Genomic DNA, 21,843 nt, shown 5'->3' on the forward strand with positions numbered 1-21,843 from the left:
ACGTCTTGAGGCTCGCGTCGGCCGCGTCCCAGGTGGCCACCTTGGCTGCGAACTCCTGGTTGTCCTTGGCAAGCTTGGGGTTGTTCCACAGCACCTCGTGGGGCTCGGGCACGGAACCGAGCTGCTTGATCAGGTTTTCGCGGAGCCCGGCGGGAAGCTCGGCCTTCGGGATGCGTAGCGCCATGGTGTTCTCCTTAAACGTTTGCCTGTTTGGCATGAAGACACCGCCGCGCCCACGAATGTGACAACCACCATCGCCACTGCGCATGGATCGCCGACGCGCACAGACCGACCCTCGGCCGCGCTCAGACAGCAGTGACGGAGCCGGACCAGATCAACTGGGACGGAACAAGTCCAGCTCCCGCGGATTGGCCTTACCGCGACCGCTTCGCGGCGCTCTACCGTCGGCGGTATGCCGACTTCCCACCGCATCCGCGTCGTCGACGCCTTCACCGACCGCCCCTTCGCCGGCAACCCGGCCGGGGTCCTGCTCCTGGACGCCTTCCCCGACGACACCTGGCTCCAGCTCGTGGCCAGGGAGGTCAACCACGCCGAGACGGCGTTCGCCCACCGCCTCCCCGAGGGCGGCGAGGCGGACTGGGCGCTGCGCTGGTTCACCCCCACCACCGAGGTCGACCTGTGCGGCCACGCCACATTGGCCACCGCACACGTCCTGCACACCACCGGCGCCGCCACCGGCCCCGTCCGCTTCGCCACGCGCGGCGGCATCCTCACGGCGACCGCGCACGAGGACGGCACCCTCACCCTCGACTTCCCGACCGCCCCGCTCACCGTGACCGACGTCCCCGACGGCCTCGCCGACGCCCTGGGCGCCCAGCCGCTCGCCGCGTACCGCACCGGCGGGCACGTGGGCGACCTGCTGGTCGAGTTGGCCGACGAGAAAGCGGTGCGGGCGCTGGCCCCCGACCACAAGGCGCTCGTCCCGCACGCCCGGCGCGGCGTCCTTGCCACAGCCCGCGCCGAAGACCCCGCACGCGGCTACGACTTCGTCTCACGCTGCTTCTTCCCCGGCCTCGGCATCGACGAGGACCCCGTGACGGGCAGCGCGCACACCGCTCTCGCCCCCTTCTGGTCCGAGCGCCTCGGCCGCACCGGGCTGACGGGACTTCAGGCCTCGGCCCGCACCGGCCTGGTCCGCACCGAGCTGCGCGGCGACCGCACCCTCCTCACGGGCCGCGCGGTCACGGTCATCGAGGGCGAGCTGTCCGCCTGACGGCGCACCCCTCCCCGTACAGCACTGTGGGGACGTACGAGAAATCCGTACGTCCCCACAGCACCGCCGCGCACACCTAAGGCGTAGGCAGCCACCCCACCTTGCCCGCCAGCAGCGCGTACCCGACGAACGCCCCGATATCCAGCAGCGAGTGGGCCACGACCAGCGGCCCCACCCGCCCCCACCTGCGGTAGAGCAGAACGAACACCACACCCATCGCCACGTTCCCGAGGAAACCGCCGATGCCCTGATACAGGTGGTACGAGCCGCGCAACACCGAACCGCCCACCAGCGCGGCCATCGGCGTCCACCCCAACTGTCCGAGCCTGCGCAGCAGATAGCCGACGACGATCACTTCCTCAAGGACCGCGTTCTGCACCGCGGACAGCACGAGGACCGGGTACTTCCACCACACGTCGGGCAGCGCCTCCGGCACCACCGTGAGATTGAAGCCGAGCCCGCGGGCGGCGAGGTAGAAGGCGATCCCGGTGCTGCCGATCACCGCGGCGATCACCGTGCCGCGCCCCAGATCGAACCACGGGCGCGTCCGGTCGAAACCGATCGCCCGAAGGCCCGCCCCCTCCCTCAGCAGGAGGTGCGCGACGAGCGCGACCGGCACCAGCGCGCTCGCGATTCCGAACAGCTGCCACGCGAGATCAAGCCACGGCCGTCCCGGCGCCGCCGAGGCGTTCATCGTGGCCGCCTGGTCCTTGAGACCGCCCGGCCTGGTGACCGACCCGACAAAGCTGATCAGCGCGGACACGCCGCTCGCCCCGAGTGAGAGAGCCAGGACGAGCAACGTCTCGTCCCGCAGGGTCCGCCGCGATGACCCGTCTGCTGGAAAAGAACCGGCCATGGGCCCCGGCTCCGCTTGCACTGACGCCTCCAGTTGAGTAATCCCGCCTCATCCCCCCGCGCGCCCCGCTAGGGTCTCGAAAGAACTTACGAAAATCGTGCGCGACAGGCCGAGGGGGAAGGCCGCCGATCCCGGGCGTACCGCCCCTTCTTTCCTTGCTTCATCACTCAAGGAGGGGCACCACCGCCATGGGACGTCACAGCTTGCCCGATGAGCGCGGGACGGATGCGCCCGACCCCCGCCCTCGCGCCCGTGGCCGCACGGTCGCCCTCACCACGGCTCTTGTTCTCGTGGTCGCGGGCGGCGCGGCGGCAGCGGTCGGCGGCGGGATGCTCTCCTTCGGCGGTTCGTGCGAAGACGACGCCGTACGCCTGGACGTCGTCGCCGCGCCCGATGTGACGCCCGCGCTGCGCGCCGCCGCCGACCACGCCCGGAAGACAGAGGTCACCTCGGACGGCCACTGCATCGACGTACGCGTCACCGCGCGCGACTCGTACAAGGTGGCCGACGAACTCCGGGCCGGCAAGGGCGATCCGGAGTACGACGTGTGGGTCCCGGACTCGGACCTGTGGGTGCGGCGCGTCGGCCTCGGCATGGAGGAGACGAAGGTCTCCCCCGCGGGCAACATCGCCTCGTCACCTGTCGGCATCGCCGTGCTGCCGGCCGCCGCCAAGTCCCTGGGCTGGCCCAAGAAGACCTACGACTGGCCGCAGTTGGCCACCGCCACCCTGAAGGGCGACGAAGTGCGCCTGGGCGCCTCCGACCCGGCGCGCAGCGCGACGGGCCTGCTCGCCCTCGCCAAGCTCGGCGCGTCCGCGAAGAAGCAGGGCGGCGAGGAGGGCGACAGGCGGACAGCGGCCCTGGCCAAGGCCCTGTCCACGCGCACCACCGACACGGACGGCCGGCTCCTGGACACCCTCGCCCGCGACGGATCCGCCGCCGAACAGGGCGGGCCCCGCCGCAATGAGGCGCTGATCCTCTCCGAACAGGCGGCGTTCGCGCACAACGCCTCGGCGGGCCGGAAGAACAGCCTCGCCCTGTTCTACCCCAAGGACGGCTCGCCCCGGCTCGACTACCCGTACACGCTGGTCGCCGACGACGAGATGTCCACCGACACCGGCCGCGCGGCGCTGCGCTTCATGGCGATGTTCAGCGACGAGGTCGGCCGGAAGATCCTCGCGGAACGCGGTTTCAGAACCGATCCCGGCCGGCCCTCCGCCCGGCTCCTCACCGCCGCGGGCGCCCGCTCCCCGCAGCCGTACGCGCGCGAGGCGTCCGAGCCGCCCTCCGACAAGGAGATCCAGGAGATCCTCGGCATGTGGACGATCACGGTGCAGAGCGCCCGGCTCAGCACGGTCGTCGACGCGTCGCAGTCCATGAGCCAACTGGTCCCGGGCCGCGCCCAGTCCCGTATGGAGGTCACCAAGTCGTCCCTGGCGCGGGCCCTCGCGGGCTTCACGGACGCGGACGAGATCGGCCTGTGGGAGTTCGCCACCCGGCTCGACGGCGCGCGTGACTACCGCGAGCTGGAACCGACCGAACGGCTCGGCGAGCACAGGGGCGGTGCCACCCACCGCGACAGGCTGACGAAGGCCTTCAGGGGTCTGCAACCCGTGCCCGGCGGCGCCACCGGCCTGTACGACACCACGCTCGCCGCCTATAAGGAAGCCCGATCGACGTATGTGAGCGGCAAGTTCAACGCCCTCGTGATCCTGACCGACGGCGCGAACCAGGACCCGGCCGGCATCTCGCGCAGCTCCCTCATCGCGCAGTTGAAGGAGCTGTCCGACCCCGAGCGGCCGCTACCGGTCATCGCGATCGCCGTCGGCCCCGAGGCGGACAAGGACGAGGTCGAGCAGATCGCCGCGGCCACCGGCGGCTCCGGTCACCAGGTCGACGACCCGGCGCAGATCCACGCGGTCATCCTGGAGGCCATCATGAAGGCGGGCAGCAACCGGCCCTAATCTCTTGAGACGGTCCGCCGCGCCGCCCTCAGCCCATCGGCACCGCCGGTTCGCGCAGCCCCACCGGCCAGGTGTGCACCGGCTCACCCTCGTGCATCAGCTCGCAGTACCGCTTGGTGGTGGCGGCCAGCGCCGCCTCCCTGCCGAGCCCGCTCTCCAGGGCCCGGTGATACGTCGCCGCCTGCCACGACGCGCCGTTGACGCGCAGCCGACACCGCTCCTCGATCACCCCGAGATACAGGTCCCGGTCGGCGGGCTCCACACCCCACGCGTCGAGCCCGGCGGCCGCCAGCGGCAGAAGCTCATCGCGTACGAGGTCGACGGCCGGCACCTCGACGGTGCCGCCGAGCCTGCCGCGCCGCGGCCACCGCAGCCTGGCGTCGATGCCGTGGCGGCACGCGACGTCGAAGTTCTGGGCGGCGGCCTCGAAGGGCAGCCGGGTCCACACGGGCCTGGCCTCCTCGGCGAGCGCCCGCACCAGCCCGTAGTAGAACGCCACGTTGGCGATGACATCGGTGACGGTGGGGCCCGCGGGCAGCACGCGGTTCTCGACCCTCAGATGCGGGACGCCGTCGGCTATGCCGTACACCGGGCGGTTCCAGCGGTACACGGTGCCGTTGTGCAGGACGAGTTCGCCGAGCCGCGGCACCCCGCCCGCGTCGAGGACGCCCAGCGGGTCCTCGGCGTCCATCAGCGGCAGCAGCGCGGGGAAGTACCGCAGATTCTCCTCGAACAGCTCCAGCGGCCCGGTGATCCACCGCTCCCCGAACCAGGTCCGCGGCCGCACCCCCTGGGCCTGTAGCTCGGGCGGGCGCGTGTCGGTGGACTGGAGGAACAAGGGCGGCCGCGACTCGCGCCACAGCTCACGGCCGAACAGGAACGGCGCGTTGGCACCCACGGCGACCTGCGCCGCGGCGACGGCCTGGGCCGCGTTCCACACATCGGCGAACCGGCCCGGGGTGACCTGGAGGTGCAACTGCACGGAAGTACAGGCCGCTTCGGGCGCTATGGACGCCGATGTGCAGGTGAGCCGCTCGACGCCTTCGATGTCGAGCGCGAAATGCTCACCGCGCGCCGCCACGATCTGCTCGTTCAGAAGGGCGTAGCGGTCCACGTCGGAGAGGTTCGCGGAGACCAGATCGGCCCTGTTCAGCGTCGGCAGAATGCCGATCATGACGATGCCCGCGTCCAGCTCGCCCGCTTTCCTGTGGGCGTAGTTGAGCCCCGTACGTACTTCTTCGGCGAGCCCGTCGAGGACGCGTCCGCCGAGCCGGTGCGGGGCAATGTTCACTTCCAGGTTGAACATTCCGAGTTCCGTCTGGAAATCCCGGCTGGCGATGCGCTCGAGAACCTGCGCATTCAACATTCTCGGCAGCCCGTCGGGCCCGGCGAGATTCAGCTCGATCTCCATGCCCATCAGATTCCTCGGCCGATCGAACCGCTCCTCCTCCAACAGCCGCTCCAGCCCCGTGAGGCACGTCCGGAGCTTCCTGCGGTACTGGTTCCGATCGGACAGGTCGAACGCGCCCGCCACGACCTTCTCCCCCATCGGAGTGTCCCTCCTCGCATGGGCAGCCAAGGACCCGGCCGCTGTGTACGGGGGATGATGCCCAGGCAATGTGATCGATAACGCCCCGCGCGGGACCGCCGGGAAGTAGGCTCGTCGCGGAGGGCACGCGGCACATTCGCCGGGCATGCGGCACGGTGCAGATTCCCTTCCGAAGGGCCTGGTCAAAAGAGCCGACGGGAATCGGCCGACCGCTCACCTCGGGTAATACGAGGTCACAGAAGTACACCCGCTGAAAATCGGGATTAACCCCTCACGAGGACGTCCTGATAAGCCCTTGACCGTAATATCGACAGCGTCTAGAGGAAACACCGTTCGAACACGGCTCGTATAAACTCCGCAATCTAGGCAGAGAGTTGGCGCTCGCGGTCCCCCGGCCCCCGCCCCTCTGACCCAGAGCCTGACAGCGCCGTCACGCACCTGCCCCCGCTCCACCGTGCCTGTCGAACGAGAGAGGCGACCCACCATGCCGCTGCATGTCCTCCCGGCCCCCGCGCCCGCCCTGCGCAGCGTCCTCACGGCACTCGGTTCCCCCACCGCCGTACGTGAGGCCCGCACCCCGGCACTCCGTGCCGCCCAGGGTTCCGTCAGCCCCGAACTCCCGCTCCCCGTCCACGTGCTGGACCGCATCACCCCCGAAGGCACCTCCCCCACCCGCCTCGCGGGCTGGCGCTTCATGATGCGCTGCGGGGAGCGCGCCCTCGCCGCGGCCGACACGATACTCACCCCCGACGGCTGGGCCTTCTCGCACTTCTTCGAGGGCCCCTACATCGCCTCCACCGAACGGGCCCTGCGGCACGCCGAGGCCATGCCGATGCCCTGCCAGCCCCGGCTGCTCTCCGTCCCCGAGCTGTACATGCTCACCCTCTGGCTGCACCGCGACTGCACGGACGACGGCGCCGATGCCCCGCTCGCCGCCACCGACCTGCTCGTGCCCCTCGCCCCGGCCCCGCCCGGCATCGCGGCCCACCGCCCGCACCGCGTCGCCGAGTTGCTACCGGTCCTCACCCACCGCCTGACACCCGCGCCGCTGCTCGGCTCACCTGCCTGACGTCACCACGCCCCTCTCGTCGCACGTGCCCCGCCGCCCCTGGCCGCGGGGCACGGCGCTGCCCTCCCCCATGTGGGCTAGCCCACTTGGGCCACCCCGAACCACCCGAAGAGACAACGGAGTTGGGCTGAACCGTCCGGGCGGGTGATACGTCATTAAGCAATAGGAACCGCTGCCGCAAAATCCCTGCGGATTGACGCCCGTAGGGCAACACTGGGAGCGGACCGACTACAAACGGGGGGGCGGTCATGAACACCGCATCGAGCCGCAGGACAGACGTCACAGCCACTTCATCGCAGCGAAAGAACCCTTCCATGTGCCAGCACCAACCACCGTGCCCGACAGCCGACTCCGCCGACCGGGAAGCCGCGCTCCTCATGGCGAGCCACCCGGAGCAGGGCTGGAGCCTGCTGTGCAACGGCGTCCTGCTCTTCGAGGACACCGGTGAGCTGCTGCCGGACGGCCAGATCATCGCCCCGCACCGACCGCTGGGCACCGACCAGATCATGACGGCCGCCTGATCATCACCGGCACACGCGCACGGACGCACCACCAGCACATCCGCACCACTCGCACCACTCGCACGACCCGCATAACCCGCACGACCCGCACGACCCGCTCAGCAAACGAACGAGGGGCCGGCCCGGAGAGAACTCTCCGAACCGGCCCCGACGCATGCCCGTGGCTCACGGGCGCCGCCGTCAGTCCTCGTAAGCATCCAGCGGGGGGCACGAGCAGACCAGGTTCCGGTCGCCGTACGCCTGGTCGATGCGGCGGACCGGCGGCCAGTACTTGTCCGCCGCGGCGACACCGGCCGGGAAGACGGCCTCCTCGCGGCTGTAACCGTGCTCCCACTCACCGCCCAGCGCGGCCGCGGTGTGCGGCGCGTTCCGCAGCGGGTTGTCGTCGGCGGCCCACTCGCCGGAACCGACCTTCTCGATCTCCTGACGGATGGCGATCATCGCGTCGCAGAACCGGTCGATCTCGACCAGGTCCTCACTCTCCGTCGGCTCGATCATCAGCGTCCCCGCCACCGGGAACGACATGGTCGGCGCGTGGAAGCCGTAGTCGATGAGCCGCTTGGCGATGTCGTCGACACTGACGCCCGTCGCCTTGCTGATCGGCCGCAGATCGATGATGCACTCGTGCGCGACGAGCCCCGCCGGACCGGTGTAGAGCACCGGGTAGTGCGGCTCCAGGCGCTTGGCGATGTAGTTGGCGGAGAGCACCGCGACCTGCGTGGCCCGCTTGAGACCCTCGCCGCCCATCAGACGTACGTACGACCACGAGATCGGCAGGATGCCCGCGGAACCCCACGGCGCGGCGGAGATCGGACCCACTCCGGTCGCGGGGCCCGCGGCGGGCTGCAACGGGTGGTTGGGCAGGTAGGGCGCGAGGTGCTCGCGCACTCCGACCGGGCCGACGCCGGGACCGCCGCCGCCGTGCGGGATGCAGAAGGTCTTGTGCAGGTTCAGGTGCGAGACGTCGCCGCCGAAGTGCCCCGGCTTGGCGAGCCCCACCAGGGCGTTGAGGTTGGCCCCATCCACGTACACCTGGCCGCCGGCCTCGTGCACCGACGCGCAGATGTCGGCGACGTGCTCCTCGAAGACACCGTGCGTCGAGGGGTACGTGATCATGAGCACCGCCAGCTCCTCGCGGTGCTTCTCGATCTTGGCGCGCAGGTCCTCTATGTCGATCTCGCCGTCGTCGGCGGTCTTCACGACGACAACCTTCATGCCGGCCATGACGGCACTCGCCGCGTTCGTACCGTGCGCGGAGGACGGAATGAGGCAGACGGTGCGCTGCTCGTCGCCGTTGGCGCGGTGGTACCCGCGTACGGCGAGCAGTCCGGCCAGCTCGCCCTGCGATCCGGCGTTGGGCTGGAGGGAGACCTTGTCGTATCCGGTGACCTCGGCCAGCCGCTCCTCCAGCTCCCTAATGAGGGTGAGGTACCCCTGCGCCTGCCGGGCGGGCGCGAAGGGGTGCAGCTGCCCGAACTCGGGCCAGGTGACCGGCTCCATCTCGGTGGTCGCGTTGAGCTTCATGGTGCAGGAGCCCAGCGGGATCATGCCGCGGTCGAGCGCGTAGTCACGGTCGGCCAGCTTGCGCAGGTAGCGCAGCATCGAGGTCTCGGAGCGGTACTGGTGGAAGACCGGGTGCGTGAGGTAGTCGTCCGTGCGCAGCAGGTCCGCGGGCAGCGTGTCCGAGACGGCGGCGTCGAGCGCGTCGACGTCGGCCTCGACGCCGAAGGCGCCCCACACGGCGGTCAGCTGCTGGCGCGTGGTGGTCTCGTCGCAGGCGAGCGAGACGTGGTCGGCGTCGATCAGGTGGATGTTGACGCCGCCTTCGCGGGCGGCCGCGACGAACTCCTCGGCCTTGCCGGGCACGCGCACGGTCAGCGTGTCGAAGTACGCGCCGTGGACGACCTCGACGCCACCGGCCGTGAGGCCCGCGGCGAGCAGCGTCGCGTACCGGTGGGTGCGTCGCGCGATGGACTTGAGCCCGTCGGGGCCGTGGTAGACGGCGTACATACCGGCCATGACGGCCAGCAGCACCTGAGCGGTACAGATGTTGCTGGTGGCCTTCTCGCGGCGGATGTGCTGCTCGCGGGTCTGCAACGCCAGTCGGTACGCCTTGTTGCCGTCGGCGTCGACGGAGACGCCGACGAGGCGCCCGGGCAGGCTGCGCGCGAACTTCTCACGGACCGCCATGTAGCCGGCGTGCGGACCGCCGAAGCCCATGGGCACGCCGAAGCGCTGTGTCGTGCCGACCGCGATGTCCGCGCCCAGCTCACCGGGCGAGGTGAGCAGCGTCAGGGCGAGCAGGTCGGCGGCGACGGTGACGACGGCGCCCAGCTCATGGGCCTGGTCGATGACCGGCTTGATGTCGCGTACGGCACCGGAGGCGCCGGGGTACTGCACCAGCACGCCCACGACACCGCGCTCGGCGACCTCGGCCGGGATGCCCTCGCCGAGGTCGGCGACGACGATCTCGACGCCCGTCGGCTCGGCGCGGGTCTGGATGACGGCGATGGTCTGCGGCAGGGCGTCGGCGTCGACGACGAAGACGCCGTCCTTGACCTTGCCCATGCGCCGCGAGAGCGCCATGGCCTCGGCGGCGGCGGTGCCCTCGTCGAGCAGCGAAGCCCCGGAGGTGGGCAGTCCGGTCAGCTCGGCGACCATGGTCTGGAAGTTCAGCAGCGCCTCGAGCCGCCCCTGGGAGATCTCGGGCTGGTACGGCGTGTACGCGGTGTACCAGGCGGGGTTCTCCATCACGTTCCGCAGGATGACCGGCGGGGTGAAGGTCCCGTAGTACCCGAGGCCGATCATGGAGTCGAGGACCTGGTTGCGGTCCGCGAGGGAGCGCAGTTCGGCGAGGACCTCGGCCTCGCTGCGCGCGCCGGGCAGGTTCAGCGCCTCGGCGTTCTTGATCACATCCGGCACCGCGGCGGACGTCAGCTCGTCCAGCGAGCCGTACCCGACCTGGGCGAGCATCTTGGCCCGCGCTTCCGCATCGGGCCCGATGTGCCGCTGCTCGAAGGGAATGCCCTGTTCGAGTTCGGAGAGCGGGATGCGATTGGTGGCAGTCATTGCGGAGGCCTCCTGGTCTGCGCGACCTACGAGGGGTACCACGGCGCGGGTACCCGGACGGCCTCCCCCTCTGTCATCTCAACCTGAGAGCTTCACCGGGGTACGCCCGCGAAGGCGCCGTCCCGGCTTTCACCGTCGGTGAGGAAGGGTTTCGAACGTGCCCGCCCGTACGCCCGCCCTGCTTTCCAGAGTGACCTCATCCGTGCGGTACGGGTGCCTGAGAGATTCCGGGGAGGATTTGCTCCTTCGGCGCCTCCGGAATCGTGACCCGGAGAGCTCTCCCGCACGGGGTCAGCAGCCAGTCGTCAGCCTACCAGCGAGGACCACGGGCGTTCCCTCGAGTGGCCGCCTGCCCCGAAGTGCTCTTACGTAGTGAGTACGAGCGGACAAAGATGAGTTATGCCCACATCCGAGACCCCGCGACCAGCTGGAGGGCCCGTGCAGACCGATATCGATCCGCGCAACCTGATCGGCCGCAAGGCGTTCGACCGGAACGGGGCCAAGATCGGCACGATCGACGAGATCTACATCGACGACGCCACCGGCGCACCGGAGTGGGCGGCCATACGGACCGGCCTGTTCAGCCGCGACGCCTTCGTCCCGCTCGAACCGAGCGAACTGGTCGACGACGGCACTCTCCACATCCCCTTCGAGCGCGCCCTGATCAAGGAGGCCCCCGACTTCGGCGTGGGCCGCCATCTGTCTCCCGCCCAGGAGCTCCAGCTCTACCACCACTACGGCCTGGACACCACGCTCCCGCAGCCTCCACCCCCCGACCACGACTTCGGCAACCTGGCGGACCGAGACCCCACCTGACCCACGCCCCCGCCCCACCCCACAGCAAACCCCGGATCGCTCACCCGGTCCCGCACCCGACACACCCCACAGCAAACCCCGGGCCCCTCGCCTCGGCCCCACACCCGACACACCCCCACCGCACCCAGCCGAGCAGTCCCCGCAAGCCCGGCCCGTCATCCCCTAAAGCCACCCGGCACATGCCACCTCCGCCCCTCAGGCACGGCGAACTCCGCCCCCTCAGGCACGGCGAACTCCGCCCCCTCAGCCGCGGCGAAACACCCACCACCGCCCCCAGCCGCCGCGGGCGGTCGCGTGGCTGCTGCCGACCGCGTCAACCACCCCCATGCCCTCGCGCTCAGCCCGGCCGACCCTCTGCACAGCCGCCCAGCGGCACCCGCCCGCCCGCCAGAACCGCACGGCCGGCACGGGCCGGCCCCAGCCGCCAAGGCGCCCCTCAGCTCACCTCCCCCACCCCGGCCCCCGCCGCCGCCTCACTCCGCGTCCCCACCCCCACGAGCGGCAACGGCTCCGCGGGCGCCAGCTTCGGGTCATCCGTCCTGAACGTCCGTACGCGCCCCGGCTCCGACCCCGGCGTCTCGAACCGCACCGTCACCCGGCCCAGGCCGCTCCCCTGCACCCAGCCGTGCCCGTACTCGGCATGGCGGACATCGGTCCCGGCGGCCCACCTCCGCTCCACGGGCACCACCGGCTCCTCGGCCCGCGAGACGGCCTCCGGCTCCCCGGGCCCAGCCTCCCCGGGCGCGGGGACATCCTCCTCGCCCCCCGTCTCCCCCTCCGCCGCCTCGGCCTGCGCCTGGGCGAAGAGGTCCTCCTGCGTGTAGTCGGCGAGCCCCGAAACACCCACTCCGAGCAGCCGCACGCCTCCCGTGGTGTCCACCGACTCCAGCAGTCGCGCCGCGGCCTCCCGCACCACTGCGGGATCGTCCGTGGGCCCCCGCAGCGTCTCGGACCGCGTCAGCGTCGAGAAGTCGAACCGCCGCACCTTCAGCACGATGGTCCGCCCGGAGTGCCCCGCCGCACGCAACCGCTGCACGCACCGGTCGGCGAGCCGCGCGACCTCCGCCCTGACCCGCACCCGGTCGTGGATGTCCACGTCGTACGTGTCCTCGACGCTGACCGACTTGCTCTCCCGCTCGGCGACGACGGGCCGCTCATCCAGCGCCAGCGCCATCGCGTACAGCGATCCTCCGTGCGCCTTGCCCAGCAGCCGTATCAGCTCGTCCTGCCCGGCCTCCGCGATCTCCTCGACCGTGGTGATCCCGGCCCGCCGCAAATGATCGCCGGTGGCCGGCCCCACCCCGGGCAACGTCCGCACCGACATCGGCCCCAGCAGCGCCCGCTCCGTCCCCGGCGCTATCAGCCTGAGCCCATCCGGCTTGGCCTCCTCCGAGGCGATCTTCGCCAGCATCTTGGACGCGGCGAGCCCCACCGACCCGGTCAGCCCCGTCACCGCCCTGATGTCCGCCCGCAGCCGCTCCCCCACCGCCCTGGCCGACGCCTCGTCATCGGCGACGCCGCCCGCCTCCAGGTCCACGAAGGCCTCGTCCAGGCTCAGCGGCTCCACCAGCGGCGACAGCTCCCGCAGCAGGCCCATCACCTGCTCGCTGATCTCGCGGTAGAGCCCGAAGCGCGGCACGAGGTACGCGGCGTTCGGCGCGAGCCGCCGGGCCTGCCCCATCGGCATCGCGGAGTGCACACCGAACCGCCGCGCCTCATACGAAGCAGTGGCCACGACCCCTCGGGGCCCGAGGCCGCCCACCACGACGGCCTTCCCGCGCAGACTCGGCTTCGCGGCCTGCTCGGCGGACGCGTAGAAGGCATCCATGTCCAGATGCAGAATCGTCGGCGCGCTTCTCACATCTCCGATGCTGCCCTACGCCACTGACAATGCCCCGCCGACGCCGCTCTTGCGGGAGTCGGGCCGCTCAGGACCTCAGGACGGCACGCGGACTCAGACCGCTCTGTTGCGCCGCCTGGCGAGTTCGTCACCGGGGTTGTTCCCGATGAGCGTCTCCCCGGTGTCGATCCGCTCCCCGTGCAGCTGGGACAGCGCGGCCTCGACATCACGCCACACCACGCCCACGGCGATCCCGAAGATCCCCTGGCCGCCTTGGAGCAGCTCGTGGACCTCGCCGGGCGAGGTGCACTCGTAGACCGTCGCCCCGTCGCTCATCAGCGTCATCCGCTCAAGATCACAGAATCCGCGCTCCCGCAGATGCTGGACTGTCGTACGGATGTTCTGAAGCGATACCCCGGTGTCGAGGAACCTCTTGACGACCTTCAGGACGACGACGTCACGGAAGCTGTAGAGCCGCTGGGTCCCCGAGCCCCCGGCGGCGCGCACACTGGGCTCGACCAGACCCGTCCGGGCCCAGTAGTCGAGCTGTCGGTACGTGATGCCCGCGGCCGCGCACGCGGTCGGCCCGCGGTACCCGATCTGCTCGGAATTCTCGAACGTCGCGTCCCCGCTCCCCTGGACCGCCATCGGTTTCGGAGAGTGATCGGCCGCGCTGCTGTGAAGCGGGTACGGACCGCCCACCGCCGTACCGTCGCCGCTGCTTCTCACGCCGACCTCCGTCCTTGACCTGCCTTCACGACGGTAGGCAGTCACCAGGGGCTCGTCAACGATCGCCACACTCGCCACGCCGAGTGATAATCACCCTGAGAGTGGTTTCGCGCACCTCGCCACGGGGAAAGGCTAGTCGAATGGTCAGATTCGAGCCCCCGGAGAAGGCTCACTGGCTGTTGGTGCCGAAGTCCTCGGGCGAGATCTGGTCGAGGAACTCGCGGAACTTCTCCACCTCGTCCTCCTGCTCGTCCGGGATCGCGATGCCGGCGTCGTCCAGGACACCGTCACTTCCATAGATCGGCGTCCCGGTACGCAACGCCAGCGCTATGGCGTCGGACGGCCGCGCGCTCACCTCCACACCACTGGCGAAGACCAGTTCGGCGTAGAAGACGCCTTCACGGAGGTCCGTGATGCGCACTTCCGAGAGCTCCTGGCCCACGGCCTCCAGCACGTCCTTGAACAGGTCGTGGGTCAGCGGCCGTGCGGGTGCCATGCCCTGCTGCGCGAAGGCGATGGCAGTCGCCTCACCTGGTCCGATCCAGATGGGGAGGTACCGGTCGCCTCCCACTTCACGCAGGAGCACGATCGGCTGGTTGGAGGGCATTTCGACCCGGACACCTACGACGTCGAGCTCGTTCACACAGCAACCCTAGGACGTGGCTGGCAGGTTTGGGTAGTCGGGCACCCGCCGAGTACCAGCCAGTAAGACCCCGAGTGCCCTGCGGGTCCCACTGATTCAGGGCGGTCTTTCCCCTGAATCAGGGCACTCTGACGCCGAGAGCGGTCTGCACGAGGGCCGAATGCAGCTTCCCCGTGAGGCCCGCCAGTTCTTTGGTACGGGCCTCCGCATGGGCCCTGGTCTGCGGATTGCGGTGCCGCCGCAGAGGCGCCACGACCTGGTCGACGAGCCCCGCCTCCCGGTCGGCGGCGGCCTTCATGGCCCGCAGATGGCGTGGCTCGATACCGAACCGGCCGAGTTCGACGACGAGCGAGGCGACCGTGACGGCCTCCGCGTCGTAACCGCCGTCCGGCAGCCGCGCGACAAGGCCGTACGTCTCCCATTCGTCGAGCTGCCGCTCATCGATCTCGGCGACGGCCAGCAGCTCCTCACGGCCCACACGGGCGGCCGTAGGCTCCTCGGCCGCGTCCGGGCCCTCGGCGCCGCCGCCGTCCCGCTGGCGCCCCAGAGAGGGCAGCGAAGGCCTCTCGCCGCGCTCCAGCGCCTCCAGGTGCTCCCTGATGACCTTGAGCGGTAGATAGTGGTCGCGCTGCATCCTCAGGACGTGCGCGAGCCGCTCGACGTCCTCCGGGCTGAACTTCCGATAGCCGGACGGGGTGCGCTGCGGCTCGACGAGGCCCTCGGCCTCCAGGAAACGAATCTTGGAGATCGTGACCTCGGGAAACTCATCGCGCAGCGCGTTCAGCACGGCGCCGATGCTCATCAGCCGATGATCCGCGGAGGCGGTGCCGGTCCCGGCACCGCCCCTCGGTGTTTGAAGCATGGACCTTCCTGACAGGTCAGATGCCGACGCTTCGCTGGCTCGCGTAGAAGACCAGTCGGTACTTACCGATCTGCACCTCGTCGCCGTTCGACAGCGCGACGGAGTCGATGCGCTCCCGGTTGACGTACGTGCCGTTGAGGCTGCCCACGTCGGCGACGGTGAACGAACCGTCCTGGAGGCGACGGAACTCCACGTGGCGACGCGACACCGTCACGTCGTCCAGGAAGATGTCGCTCTGCGGGTGACGCCCCGCCGTGGTCAGCTCGCCGTCGAGCAGGAAACGACTGCCCGAGTTCGGCCCGCGACGCACCACGAGGAGCGCCGAGCCCAGCGGCAGCGCGTCGACGGCGGCCTGCGCCTCCGGAGAGAGCGCGGGGGACGGCGTCTGTCCCGTGACCTCCGAGTCATAGGCCTCAAGGCCCGAGATGGAGATCGTCGAGGTCGTCTCGGACGCGCGCTCGGGCGCCGCCCCGGCACGCAGCGGCGCACCGCAGTTGGAGCAGAACCGGCTCGCCTCGGCGTTGCGGTTCCCGCACCTCGTACACACCAGGGCCATGGACGGGTCCTCCTGCCGCGGCTGCCCCGAGGGGGCATGGGATGCGTGCGGGCCGGAGGCAAACCCTCCACCCGTACCTGAGGTTGACGGTTCCCCGAAACCTATGCGGCCGGGACCGGCAGGGTCAACAGATGACGCGCCCTGTCCGCCCGAAATGTCACCACCTGGACCAGTCACCTGATCCCGGAACATGGGGCGCTCGCCCCCCTGCCCCTCGGCATCTCCATGGCGCGGGGCACGGTGTCGGGCAGTGGCGGGGTTGCCGCTGTCCTCACGTGCACTCTTGCCGAACAACTTCGCAAACAACTTCACGGGCGATTCCCCTTGACCGAAACAGACCCGCCCGTGGGGCAGGACGAACCCTGATTGCACACACCGGCATTCATCGGTGAACCAGACATCCTCACAACGTCCGTATCCACCAAACAGTTTCCACCACGCACCACGCTTCCGGTGCGCCGACCCCCCGCAACCTCATGCCCTGGCTTGACGGCCCCCATGCGCCCGCCCCTCACTGGGAGGACGACCGAGCGTAGTCAGGCCGCTTCGCAGGTCGCAAGGCACTTACGACGATCTTCTCCGAGCGGGTCACGGCGACCGTGGCCTGCTCCTTCTCCAGAGTCTGCACCACACCGCCCGGGATGTTCAGCGCAGGTTCCAGATCCTGCGGCTTGCCGATCACCTTGAAGAGGTACGGTTCGCCGACCTTGCGGCCGTCCACCCGGACGCCACCGCCGTCGGCGTCCGAAAGATGGGTGCTGGCCACCACGCGCACGTTGTTGATCTGGATCGCCTCGGCGCCGGCGGCGCGCAGCTCCTGAATGGCGTCGAGCAGCATGTCCGCCTCGATCGCCCCCTTCTTGTCCTCGATGGCGAGCGTGATGCCGGGCCCTTGGGCCGCCACCGTGCCTGCCAGGATGCCGAGTTGCTTTTCGCGCTCGGCCGTCTGCTTGCGCGCCTCTTCGGCTTGGTCCGAGCTGTTCTCAAGACCGGTCCGCTGCTCCTCGAGGCGCCGCTTCTCCTCTTCCAGACGCTGAGTACGGTCATCCAGTTCATCGAGGATGCGTACGAGATCTTCCTGACGCGCGCCGCGCAGGGCGCTGCTGTCGTTGTTGGACCGCACCTGGATGGCCAGGCCGAGGCCGAGCACGAACAGCAGCAGGGCCACGATGAGTTGGGGCCTGGTCACCCGCGGCGGCCACAGGCCCTTGGCCAGCCGCTGGCGGCCGGTGAGGCTCTTCGGCCCCTGAACGGGCGCGGCGGGTGGCTCGGGCGCGGCCGGGACCTCGGCGGGGAGTTCCTCGCGGCGGCGGTGCTGGGGCGTCTCGTCGGCGCTCATCGGCGTCACGCCCTGAAGATGTGCCGACGGATCGCGGCGGCGTTGGAGAAGATCCGGATACCGAGGACCACGACCACGCCGGTGGACAGCTGGGCGCCGACGCCCAACTTGTCGCCCAGGAAGACGATCAGCGCGGCCACCACCACGTTCGACAGGAACGACACCACGAAGACCTTGTCGTCGAAGATGCCGTCGAGCATCGCCCGCAACCCGCCGAACACGGCGTCGAGAGCCGCGACCACGGCGATGGGAAGGTACGGCTCGACCACCGCCGGAACCTCGGGCCGAACCAACAATCCGGCCACGACTCCCACGACGAGGCCCAGTACGGCGATCACGATGTGCCCTTTCCTGCCTTCGGCTCTGCTGTTCGTACGGTCACACTGGGCGCTGCGGGCAGCTGGAGTTCGTCCGACACGGAGATGCTGGTCCGGATGCCGAAGTTCTCCTGGAGAGCGTGCAGGTACTGACCGTCGGGGCTGTTCTGGAACCGGGTGCTCAGGCGGTTCCCCGCCCCCACCGCAAGCACCGTATACGGCGGCACCAGCGGCCTGTTGTCGACCAGTATCGCGTCACCCGCGGCCCTGATCGCCGACAGGGCGGTAAGTCGCTGGTCGTTGATGGAGATCGCTTCCGCGCCGGACTGCCACAGGCCGTTGACGACGCGCTGCATGTCGCGGTCGCGCACCCGTCCGGTGTCGGAGAAACCGGCGCTCTCGCGCGGCCCGCCACCGCCCTGGTCGGCTTCCTTCTTGTCGTCCACGACGAGCTTCACGCCGGGCCCGGTGACTTCCGTGGCGCCGGAGAGGAGGCCGACCAGTTCGCCCTGGCTGCCGCCGTGCTTCTTCAGCGCGGCTCGCTGCCGTTCGCCCACGTCGTCGCGGAGTTCGTCCACGTCGTCCTCGAGCTTGTCGGCTCCGGTCGTGGCCTCCTCGACGCGGTCGATGAGTTCTTCGCGCTCCTTGGCGAGCACCGGCGCCGCCACCCGCGCCTGCGCGGCTCCCACGGTCACCACTAGGGCGGCGAGGACGAGACCTGCGGCAAGGCCGAGTTTGGCCCTGAGCGGGCGAGGGACGCCACTGTTGCCCCGGGCCTTCTTTCTGGCCGCCGCCTCCGCGTATCCCTCGTCCAGGCTGTGGTCCATGACGGTGGTGAGCAGCGACATGGACGCGTCCGGACGCCTGGGGCGGGAGGGGGTGCTCCGAACGGGGGGCTGCTGCGGCATGCCGCACATCGTCGCACGTCGTGGGCGCTACCTCCGAATGGCCCCACCGGCGTGCCGGGCAGCACCTGTTGCTGGTGCTGCCCGGCATCCGCACACGGTCAGCGGCCGGCGCTGTCCACCACCGCGGCCCACTCGTCGAGCAGCGCCTGGGCGGACGCGTCGTCGGGCCCCTCGGCCCACAGATGGGTGACGGCCTCGGCGGGGTCGGGCAGCACCAGCACCCAGCGCCCGTCGGCCTCCACGACCCGCACGCCGTCGGTGGTGTCGACGAACCGGTCCCCGGCCTCCTCGACCACACGCCGCATCACGAGCCCCTTGACGGCCCACGGCGTCGCGAGATCACGCCGCAGCACATGGGCGCGCGGAATACGCGCGTCGATCTGGCTGAGGGTGAGCTGCGTACGCGCCACCAGACCGATGAGCCGCACGAACGCGGCCGTTCCGTCGAAGACGCTGCTGAACTCGGGCACGATGAACCCGCCACGCCCGTCGCCGCCGAAGATCGTCGACTCTCCGCGCCCCACCCGCGTCAGGTCGTCCGGCGACGTGGTCGTCCAGTCCACCTGGGTGCCGTGGTAAGCGGCCACCTGCTCGGCGATGCGCGTCGTCGTCACCGGCAGCGCCACCCGCCCGCTGCGCCGCTCGGCGGCCACCAGGTCCAGCATGACCAGCAGGGCCCGGTCGTCCTCGACGATCCGCCCCTTCTCGTCCACGAGCGACAGCCGCTCGCCGACGGGGTCGAACCGCACGCCGAAGGCAGCCCGCGCCGATGCCACGATCTCGCCGAGCCGCACCAGGCCGGACCTGCGCGCATCGGCGGTCTCGGTGGGCCGCGACTCGTCGAGCCCGGGGTTGATCGTCAACGCGTCCACGCCGAGCTTCCCCAGCAGGCTCGGCAGCACGAGGCCGGCACTACCGTTGGACGCGTCGACGACGACCTTCAGCTCCGACTCGGCGATGCCCGTGGTGTCGACGTTCCGCAGCAGCGAACCGGTGTACGAGTCGAACACGCTGGACGGGAAGTGCAGGTCCCCGATCTCCCCGGGGAAGGCCCGCCGGTACTCCTGGCGCGCGTAGACCCGGTCCAGCTTCCGCTGGCTGGCCTGCGACAGGTCCGCTCCCTCCCCGTCGAAGAACATGATGTCGACGGAGTCCGGCACCCCGGGCGTCGTCCGGATCATGATCCCGCCGGCACTGCCCCGAGCCGTCTGCTGCCGTGCGACAGGCAGCGGCACGTTCTCCAGGTCACGTACGTCGATGGCGCTGGCCTGCAACGCCGAGATCACCGCCCGCTTGAGCGCACGGGCGCCTCGCGAGTGGTCACGCGCGGTGGTGACGGTCGACCCCTTCTTCAGGGTCGTCGCATACGCTCCCGCGAGCCGCACGGCGAGTTCCGGCGTGATCTCCACGTTCAGGATCCCGGACACCCCACGGGCGCCGAACAGATGCGCCTGACCGCGGGACTCCCAGATGACGGACGTGTTGACGAACGCGCCGGCCTCGATCGTCTTGAACGGATAGACCCGCACATTGCCCTGGATGATCGATTCTTCACCGACGAGGCACTCGTCGCCGATCACCGCACCGTCCTCGATGCGGGCGGCCCGCATGACGTCGGTGTTCTTCCCGATGACACAGCCGCGCAGATTGCTGTGCTGTCCGATGTAGACGTTGTCGTGGACGACGGCCTTGTGCAGGAACGCCCCGTCCTTCACCACGACGTTCGAGCCCACCACCGTGTGCTCACGGATCTCGACGTTCGCCTCGACCTTGGCGTAGTCCCCGATGTACAGGGGCCCGCGCAGCACGGCGTCAGGGTGCACCTCGGCGCCCTCCGCGACCCACACGCCGGGCGAGATCTCGAAGCCGTCGAGTTCGACGTCGACCTTGCCCTCAAGGACGTCCGCCTGCGCCTTGCCATAGCTCTCGTGGGTGCCGACGTCTTCCCAGTAGCCCTCGGCGATGTAGCCGTAGATGGGCTTGCCTTCCTTCATGAGCTGCGGGAAGACATCACCGGACCAGTCGACCGGCACATCGGCCTCGACGTAGTCGAACACCTCGGGCTCCATCACGTAGATGCCCGTGTTCACCGTGTCGGAGAAGACCTGCCCCCAGGTCGGCTTCTCAAGGAAGCGCTCGACCTTGCCTTCCTCGTCGACGATGGTGATGCCGAATTCCAGCGGATTGGGTACGCGCGTCAAGCAGACGGTGACCAGCGCGCCCTTTTCCTTGTGGAAGTTAATCAGCTCGGTGAGGTCGAAATCGGTCAGCGCGTCACCGGAGATCACGAGGAAAGCGTCGTCCTTCAGCGCTTCCTCGGCGTTCTTGACGCTGCCGGCGGTTCCGAGCGGCTTCTCCTCGTTGGCATAGGTGAGCTCCATCCCGAGCTCTTCGCCGTCGCCGAAGTAGTTCTTGACGAGCGACGCCAAGAACTGCACTGTTACCACGGTCTCGGTCAGACCATGCCTCTTCAGCAGGCGCAGCACATGCTCCATGATCGGCCGGTTGGCCACGGGCAGGAGCGGCTTGGGCATGCTAGAGGTCATGGGGCGAAGGCGCGTGCCTTCGCCGCCGGCCATTACGACGGCCTTCATGTCGGAAACGTCCTCCTCAATAGACGACGATCTAGCCGACTCAGCCCGCCGAGTTGGTCCCGTATATGTCAGTCACGGGCCTACGCGCCTCTACGGTCACCGAATCGGCAAGCTCAATCGGCCATGTTGTCCACCTTGACAAGTCGGCGGACCTGAACCACATACAGGATCCCTGCCCACCAGTACAGCGTTGTACCCCATCCGGCGAACGCCCATCCGAAAATAGCAGCGATCGATGCAAGCCAGTCGCTGCCATCGCTCAGCAGCAGTAGTGGAAAGGCGTACATCAGGTTGAAGGTGGCGGCCTTGCCGAGGAAGTTCACCTGCGGGGGCGGATAGCCGTGGCGCCTGAGGATCCAGACCATCACCAGCAGGACCAACTCGCGCAGCAGGAGCACCGCGGTCAGCCAGAGCGGAAGAATCCCCCGCCACGTCAGACCGAGCAGCGTCGAGAGGATATAGAGCCGGTCCGCCGCGGGATCGAGCAGCCTGCCGAGGTTGCTGATCTGGTTCCAGCGCCGCGCGAGCTTCCCGTCGAGGTAATCACTGATCCCACTGAGCGCGAGCACCAGGAGCGCCCACCCGTCGCTGTTGGGCCCTCCGAACTCCGGCCTGAGGATCAACCACAGGAAGAGGGGCACGCCGGCGAGACGCGCCATGCTGAGGATGTTCGGGATGGTGAGGACACGGTCCGTCTGGACGCGCGTCTCCTGGACCTCCACCCGGGGGCCTCCTGTGGGAAAAGAACCAATGATGCCCCCTGACCTTACCCTCAGTTGACGCAGGGTGGTGCGGAGGGGTGGCTGGGGCCACTGCGCCCGGAAAACAAAAAAGCCGTGGTCCCTGGAATTTAATCCAGGGACCACGGCTATAAAAGAAGTTCGGCGGCGTCCTACTCTCCCACAGGGTCCCCCCTGCAGTACCATCGGCGCTATGAGGCTTAGCTTCCGGGTTCGGAATGTAACCGGGCGTTTCCC

The 21,843-nt window shown here is 69.6% G+C and carries 18 protein-coding genes, 1 rRNA gene, 1 pseudogene and 1 riboswitch; of the genes and pseudogenes, 5 read left to right on the plus strand and 15 right to left on the minus strand.

Features of this window, described 5'->3' with window-relative positions:
• Positions 1-184 (minus strand): annotated as a pseudogene (locus tag IG54_RS0134860) (carboxymuconolactone decarboxylase family protein); the annotation flags it as partial.
• Positions 185-412: 228 nt separating this feature from the next.
• Here IG54_RS0134860 and IG54_RS0134865 point away from each other — a divergent pair.
• The gene (locus IG54_RS0134865) at positions 413-1,234 is read left to right on the plus strand and encodes a PhzF family phenazine biosynthesis protein (RefSeq protein WP_030794305.1); all 822 of its coding nucleotides are present in this window, start codon (positions 413-415) and stop codon (positions 1,232-1,234) included.
• A gap of 76 nt (positions 1,235-1,310) precedes the next feature.
• On the opposite strand, the gene IG54_RS0134870 is transcribed toward IG54_RS0134865, so the two are convergent.
• Positions 1,311-2,111 carry a CPBP family intramembrane glutamic endopeptidase gene (locus tag IG54_RS0134870; protein ID WP_030794312.1) on the minus strand — a complete coding sequence of 267 codons (801 nt, stop codon included), beginning with the start codon at positions 2,109-2,111 and terminating at the stop codon, positions 1,311-1,313.
• Between the two features lie 167 nt (positions 2,112-2,278).
• On the opposite strand from IG54_RS0134870, the gene IG54_RS0134875 reads away from it, so the two are divergent.
• A complete protein-coding gene (locus IG54_RS0134875; protein ID WP_030794314.1) occupies positions 2,279-4,054 on the plus strand; it encodes a substrate-binding and VWA domain-containing protein in 1,776 nt (591 codons plus the stop codon).
• Between the two features lie 28 nt (positions 4,055-4,082).
• Here the strand turns inward: IG54_RS0134875 and IG54_RS0134880 are convergent, their stop codons facing one another.
• Positions 4,083-5,603 (minus strand): glutamate--cysteine ligase, encoded by a 1,521-nt coding sequence (locus IG54_RS0134880; RefSeq protein ID WP_030794317.1) that lies wholly within the window; start codon positions 5,601-5,603, stop codon positions 4,083-4,085.
• A 484-nt stretch (positions 5,604-6,087) separates the two neighbouring features.
• Here IG54_RS0134880 and IG54_RS0134885 point away from each other — a divergent pair, with 484 nt between their 5' ends.
• Both IG54_RS0134885 and IG54_RS0134890 read left to right on the plus strand, forming a co-directional pair.
• The gene (locus IG54_RS0134885) at positions 6,088-6,672 is read left to right on the plus strand and encodes a hypothetical protein (RefSeq protein WP_030794320.1); all 585 of its coding nucleotides are present in this window, start codon (positions 6,088-6,090) and stop codon (positions 6,670-6,672) included.
• A gap of 314 nt (positions 6,673-6,986) precedes the next feature.
• On the plus strand, positions 6,987-7,193 hold the full coding sequence (locus IG54_RS0134890) for a DUF5999 family protein (protein ID WP_030794330.1): 207 nt from the start codon (positions 6,987-6,989) through the stop codon (positions 7,191-7,193).
• Between the two features lie 180 nt (positions 7,194-7,373).
• Here IG54_RS0134890 and gcvP read toward each other — a convergent pair whose 3' ends face one another.
• On the minus strand, positions 7,374-10,262 hold the full coding sequence (gcvP, locus tag IG54_RS0134895; protein ID WP_030794332.1) for an aminomethyl-transferring glycine dehydrogenase: 2,889 nt from the start codon (positions 10,260-10,262) through the stop codon (positions 7,374-7,376).
• Positions 10,263-10,457: 195 nt separating this feature from the next.
• Positions 10,458-10,556: riboswitch (glycine riboswitch) on the minus strand.
• Between the two features lie 144 nt (positions 10,557-10,700).
• On the opposite strand from gcvP, the gene IG54_RS0134900 reads away from it, so the two are divergent.
• A complete protein-coding gene (locus tag IG54_RS0134900; RefSeq protein ID WP_030794334.1) occupies positions 10,701-11,078 on the plus strand; it encodes a PRC-barrel domain-containing protein in 378 nt (125 codons plus the stop codon).
• Between the two features lie 436 nt (positions 11,079-11,514).
• On the opposite strand, the gene IG54_RS0134910 is transcribed toward IG54_RS0134900, so the two are convergent.
• The 11 genes from IG54_RS0134910 to rrf form a co-directional block, all read right to left on the minus strand.
• Positions 11,515-12,939, minus strand: a complete 1,425-nt coding sequence (locus IG54_RS0134910) for a DNA polymerase IV (protein WP_030794336.1) — start codon at positions 12,937-12,939, stop codon at positions 11,515-11,517.
• Between the two features lie 93 nt (positions 12,940-13,032).
• Complete coding sequence (locus IG54_RS38700) at positions 13,033-13,647, minus strand: MerR family transcriptional regulator (protein WP_030794339.1); 615 nt, start codon at positions 13,645-13,647, stop codon at positions 13,033-13,035.
• A gap of 169 nt (positions 13,648-13,816) precedes the next feature.
• Positions 13,817-14,290 (minus strand): bifunctional nuclease family protein, encoded by a 474-nt coding sequence (locus IG54_RS0134920; protein ID WP_030794342.1) that lies wholly within the window; start codon positions 14,288-14,290, stop codon positions 13,817-13,819.
• A gap of 118 nt (positions 14,291-14,408) precedes the next feature.
• Entirely contained in the window at positions 14,409-15,152 is a 744-nt protein-coding gene (locus tag IG54_RS0134925) for a MerR family transcriptional regulator (RefSeq protein ID WP_030794345.1), read from the minus strand.
• Between the two features lie 16 nt (positions 15,153-15,168).
• Positions 15,169-16,137 (minus strand): FHA domain-containing protein, encoded by a 969-nt coding sequence (locus tag IG54_RS40955; RefSeq protein ID WP_078594889.1) that lies wholly within the window; start codon positions 16,135-16,137, stop codon positions 15,169-15,171.
• Between the two features lie 82 nt (positions 16,138-16,219).
• The gene (locus tag IG54_RS0134935) at positions 16,220-17,047 is read right to left on the minus strand and encodes a DUF881 domain-containing protein (protein WP_030794351.1); all 828 of its coding nucleotides are present in this window, start codon (positions 17,045-17,047) and stop codon (positions 16,220-16,222) included.
• 5 nt (positions 17,048-17,052) lie between these two features.
• Positions 17,053-17,385 (minus strand): small basic family protein, encoded by a 333-nt coding sequence (locus tag IG54_RS0134940; RefSeq protein WP_030794354.1) that lies wholly within the window; start codon positions 17,383-17,385, stop codon positions 17,053-17,055.
• Positions 17,382-18,281, minus strand: a complete 900-nt coding sequence (locus IG54_RS0134945; protein WP_078594891.1) for a DUF881 domain-containing protein — start codon at positions 18,279-18,281, stop codon at positions 17,382-17,384. Before IG54_RS0134945 ends, IG54_RS0134940 begins: the two co-directional genes overlap by 4 nt.
• A gap of 89 nt (positions 18,282-18,370) precedes the next feature.
• Positions 18,371-20,866: a mannose-1-phosphate guanyltransferase gene (locus IG54_RS0134950; protein ID WP_030794359.1), complete on the minus strand. Its 2,496-nt coding sequence runs from the start codon at positions 20,864-20,866 to the stop codon at positions 18,371-18,373.
• 113 nt (positions 20,867-20,979) lie between these two features.
• Positions 20,980-21,588 (minus strand): CDP-alcohol phosphatidyltransferase family protein, encoded by a 609-nt coding sequence (locus IG54_RS0134955; protein WP_030794361.1) that lies wholly within the window; start codon positions 21,586-21,588, stop codon positions 20,980-20,982.
• Positions 21,589-21,745: 157 nt separating this feature from the next.
• Positions 21,746-21,843 (minus strand): 5S ribosomal RNA (gene rrf, locus IG54_RS39530); the annotation flags it as partial.

Source organism: Streptomyces sp. NRRL S-920, assembly GCF_000717945.1.
Taxonomy (GTDB): domain Bacteria; phylum Actinomycetota; class Actinomycetes; order Streptomycetales; family Streptomycetaceae; genus Streptomyces; species Streptomyces alboniger.

Coding starts and splice junctions, on each gene's coding strand:
- IG54_RS0134865 (WP_030794305.1), top strand. CDS start 413: ATGCCGACTTCCCACCGCATCCGCGTCGTCGACGCCTTCACCGACCGC.
- IG54_RS0134875 (WP_030794314.1), top strand. CDS start 2,279: ATGGGACGTCACAGCTTGCCCGATGAGCGCGGGACGGATGCGCCCGAC.
- IG54_RS0134880 (WP_030794317.1), bottom strand. CDS start 5,603: ATGGGGGAGAAGGTCGTGGCGGGCGCGTTCGACCTGTCCGATCGGAAC.
- IG54_RS0134885 (WP_030794320.1), top strand. CDS start 6,088: ATGCCGCTGCATGTCCTCCCGGCCCCCGCGCCCGCCCTGCGCAGCGTC.
- IG54_RS0134890 (WP_030794330.1), top strand. CDS start 6,987: ATGTGCCAGCACCAACCACCGTGCCCGACAGCCGACTCCGCCGACCGG.
- gcvP (WP_030794332.1), bottom strand. CDS start 10,262: ATGACTGCCACCAATCGCATCCCGCTCTCCGAACTCGAACAGGGCATT.
- IG54_RS0134925 (WP_030794345.1), bottom strand. CDS start 15,152: ATGCTTCAAACACCGAGGGGCGGTGCCGGGACCGGCACCGCCTCCGCG.
- IG54_RS0134935 (WP_030794351.1), bottom strand. CDS start 17,047: ATGAGCGCCGACGAGACGCCCCAGCACCGCCGCCGCGAGGAACTCCCC.
- IG54_RS0134945 (WP_078594891.1), bottom strand. CDS start 18,281: ATGTGCGGCATGCCGCAGCAGCCCCCCGTTCGGAGCACCCCCTCCCGC.
- IG54_RS0134950 (WP_030794359.1), bottom strand. CDS start 20,866: ATGAAGGCCGTCGTAATGGCCGGCGGCGAAGGCACGCGCCTTCGCCCC.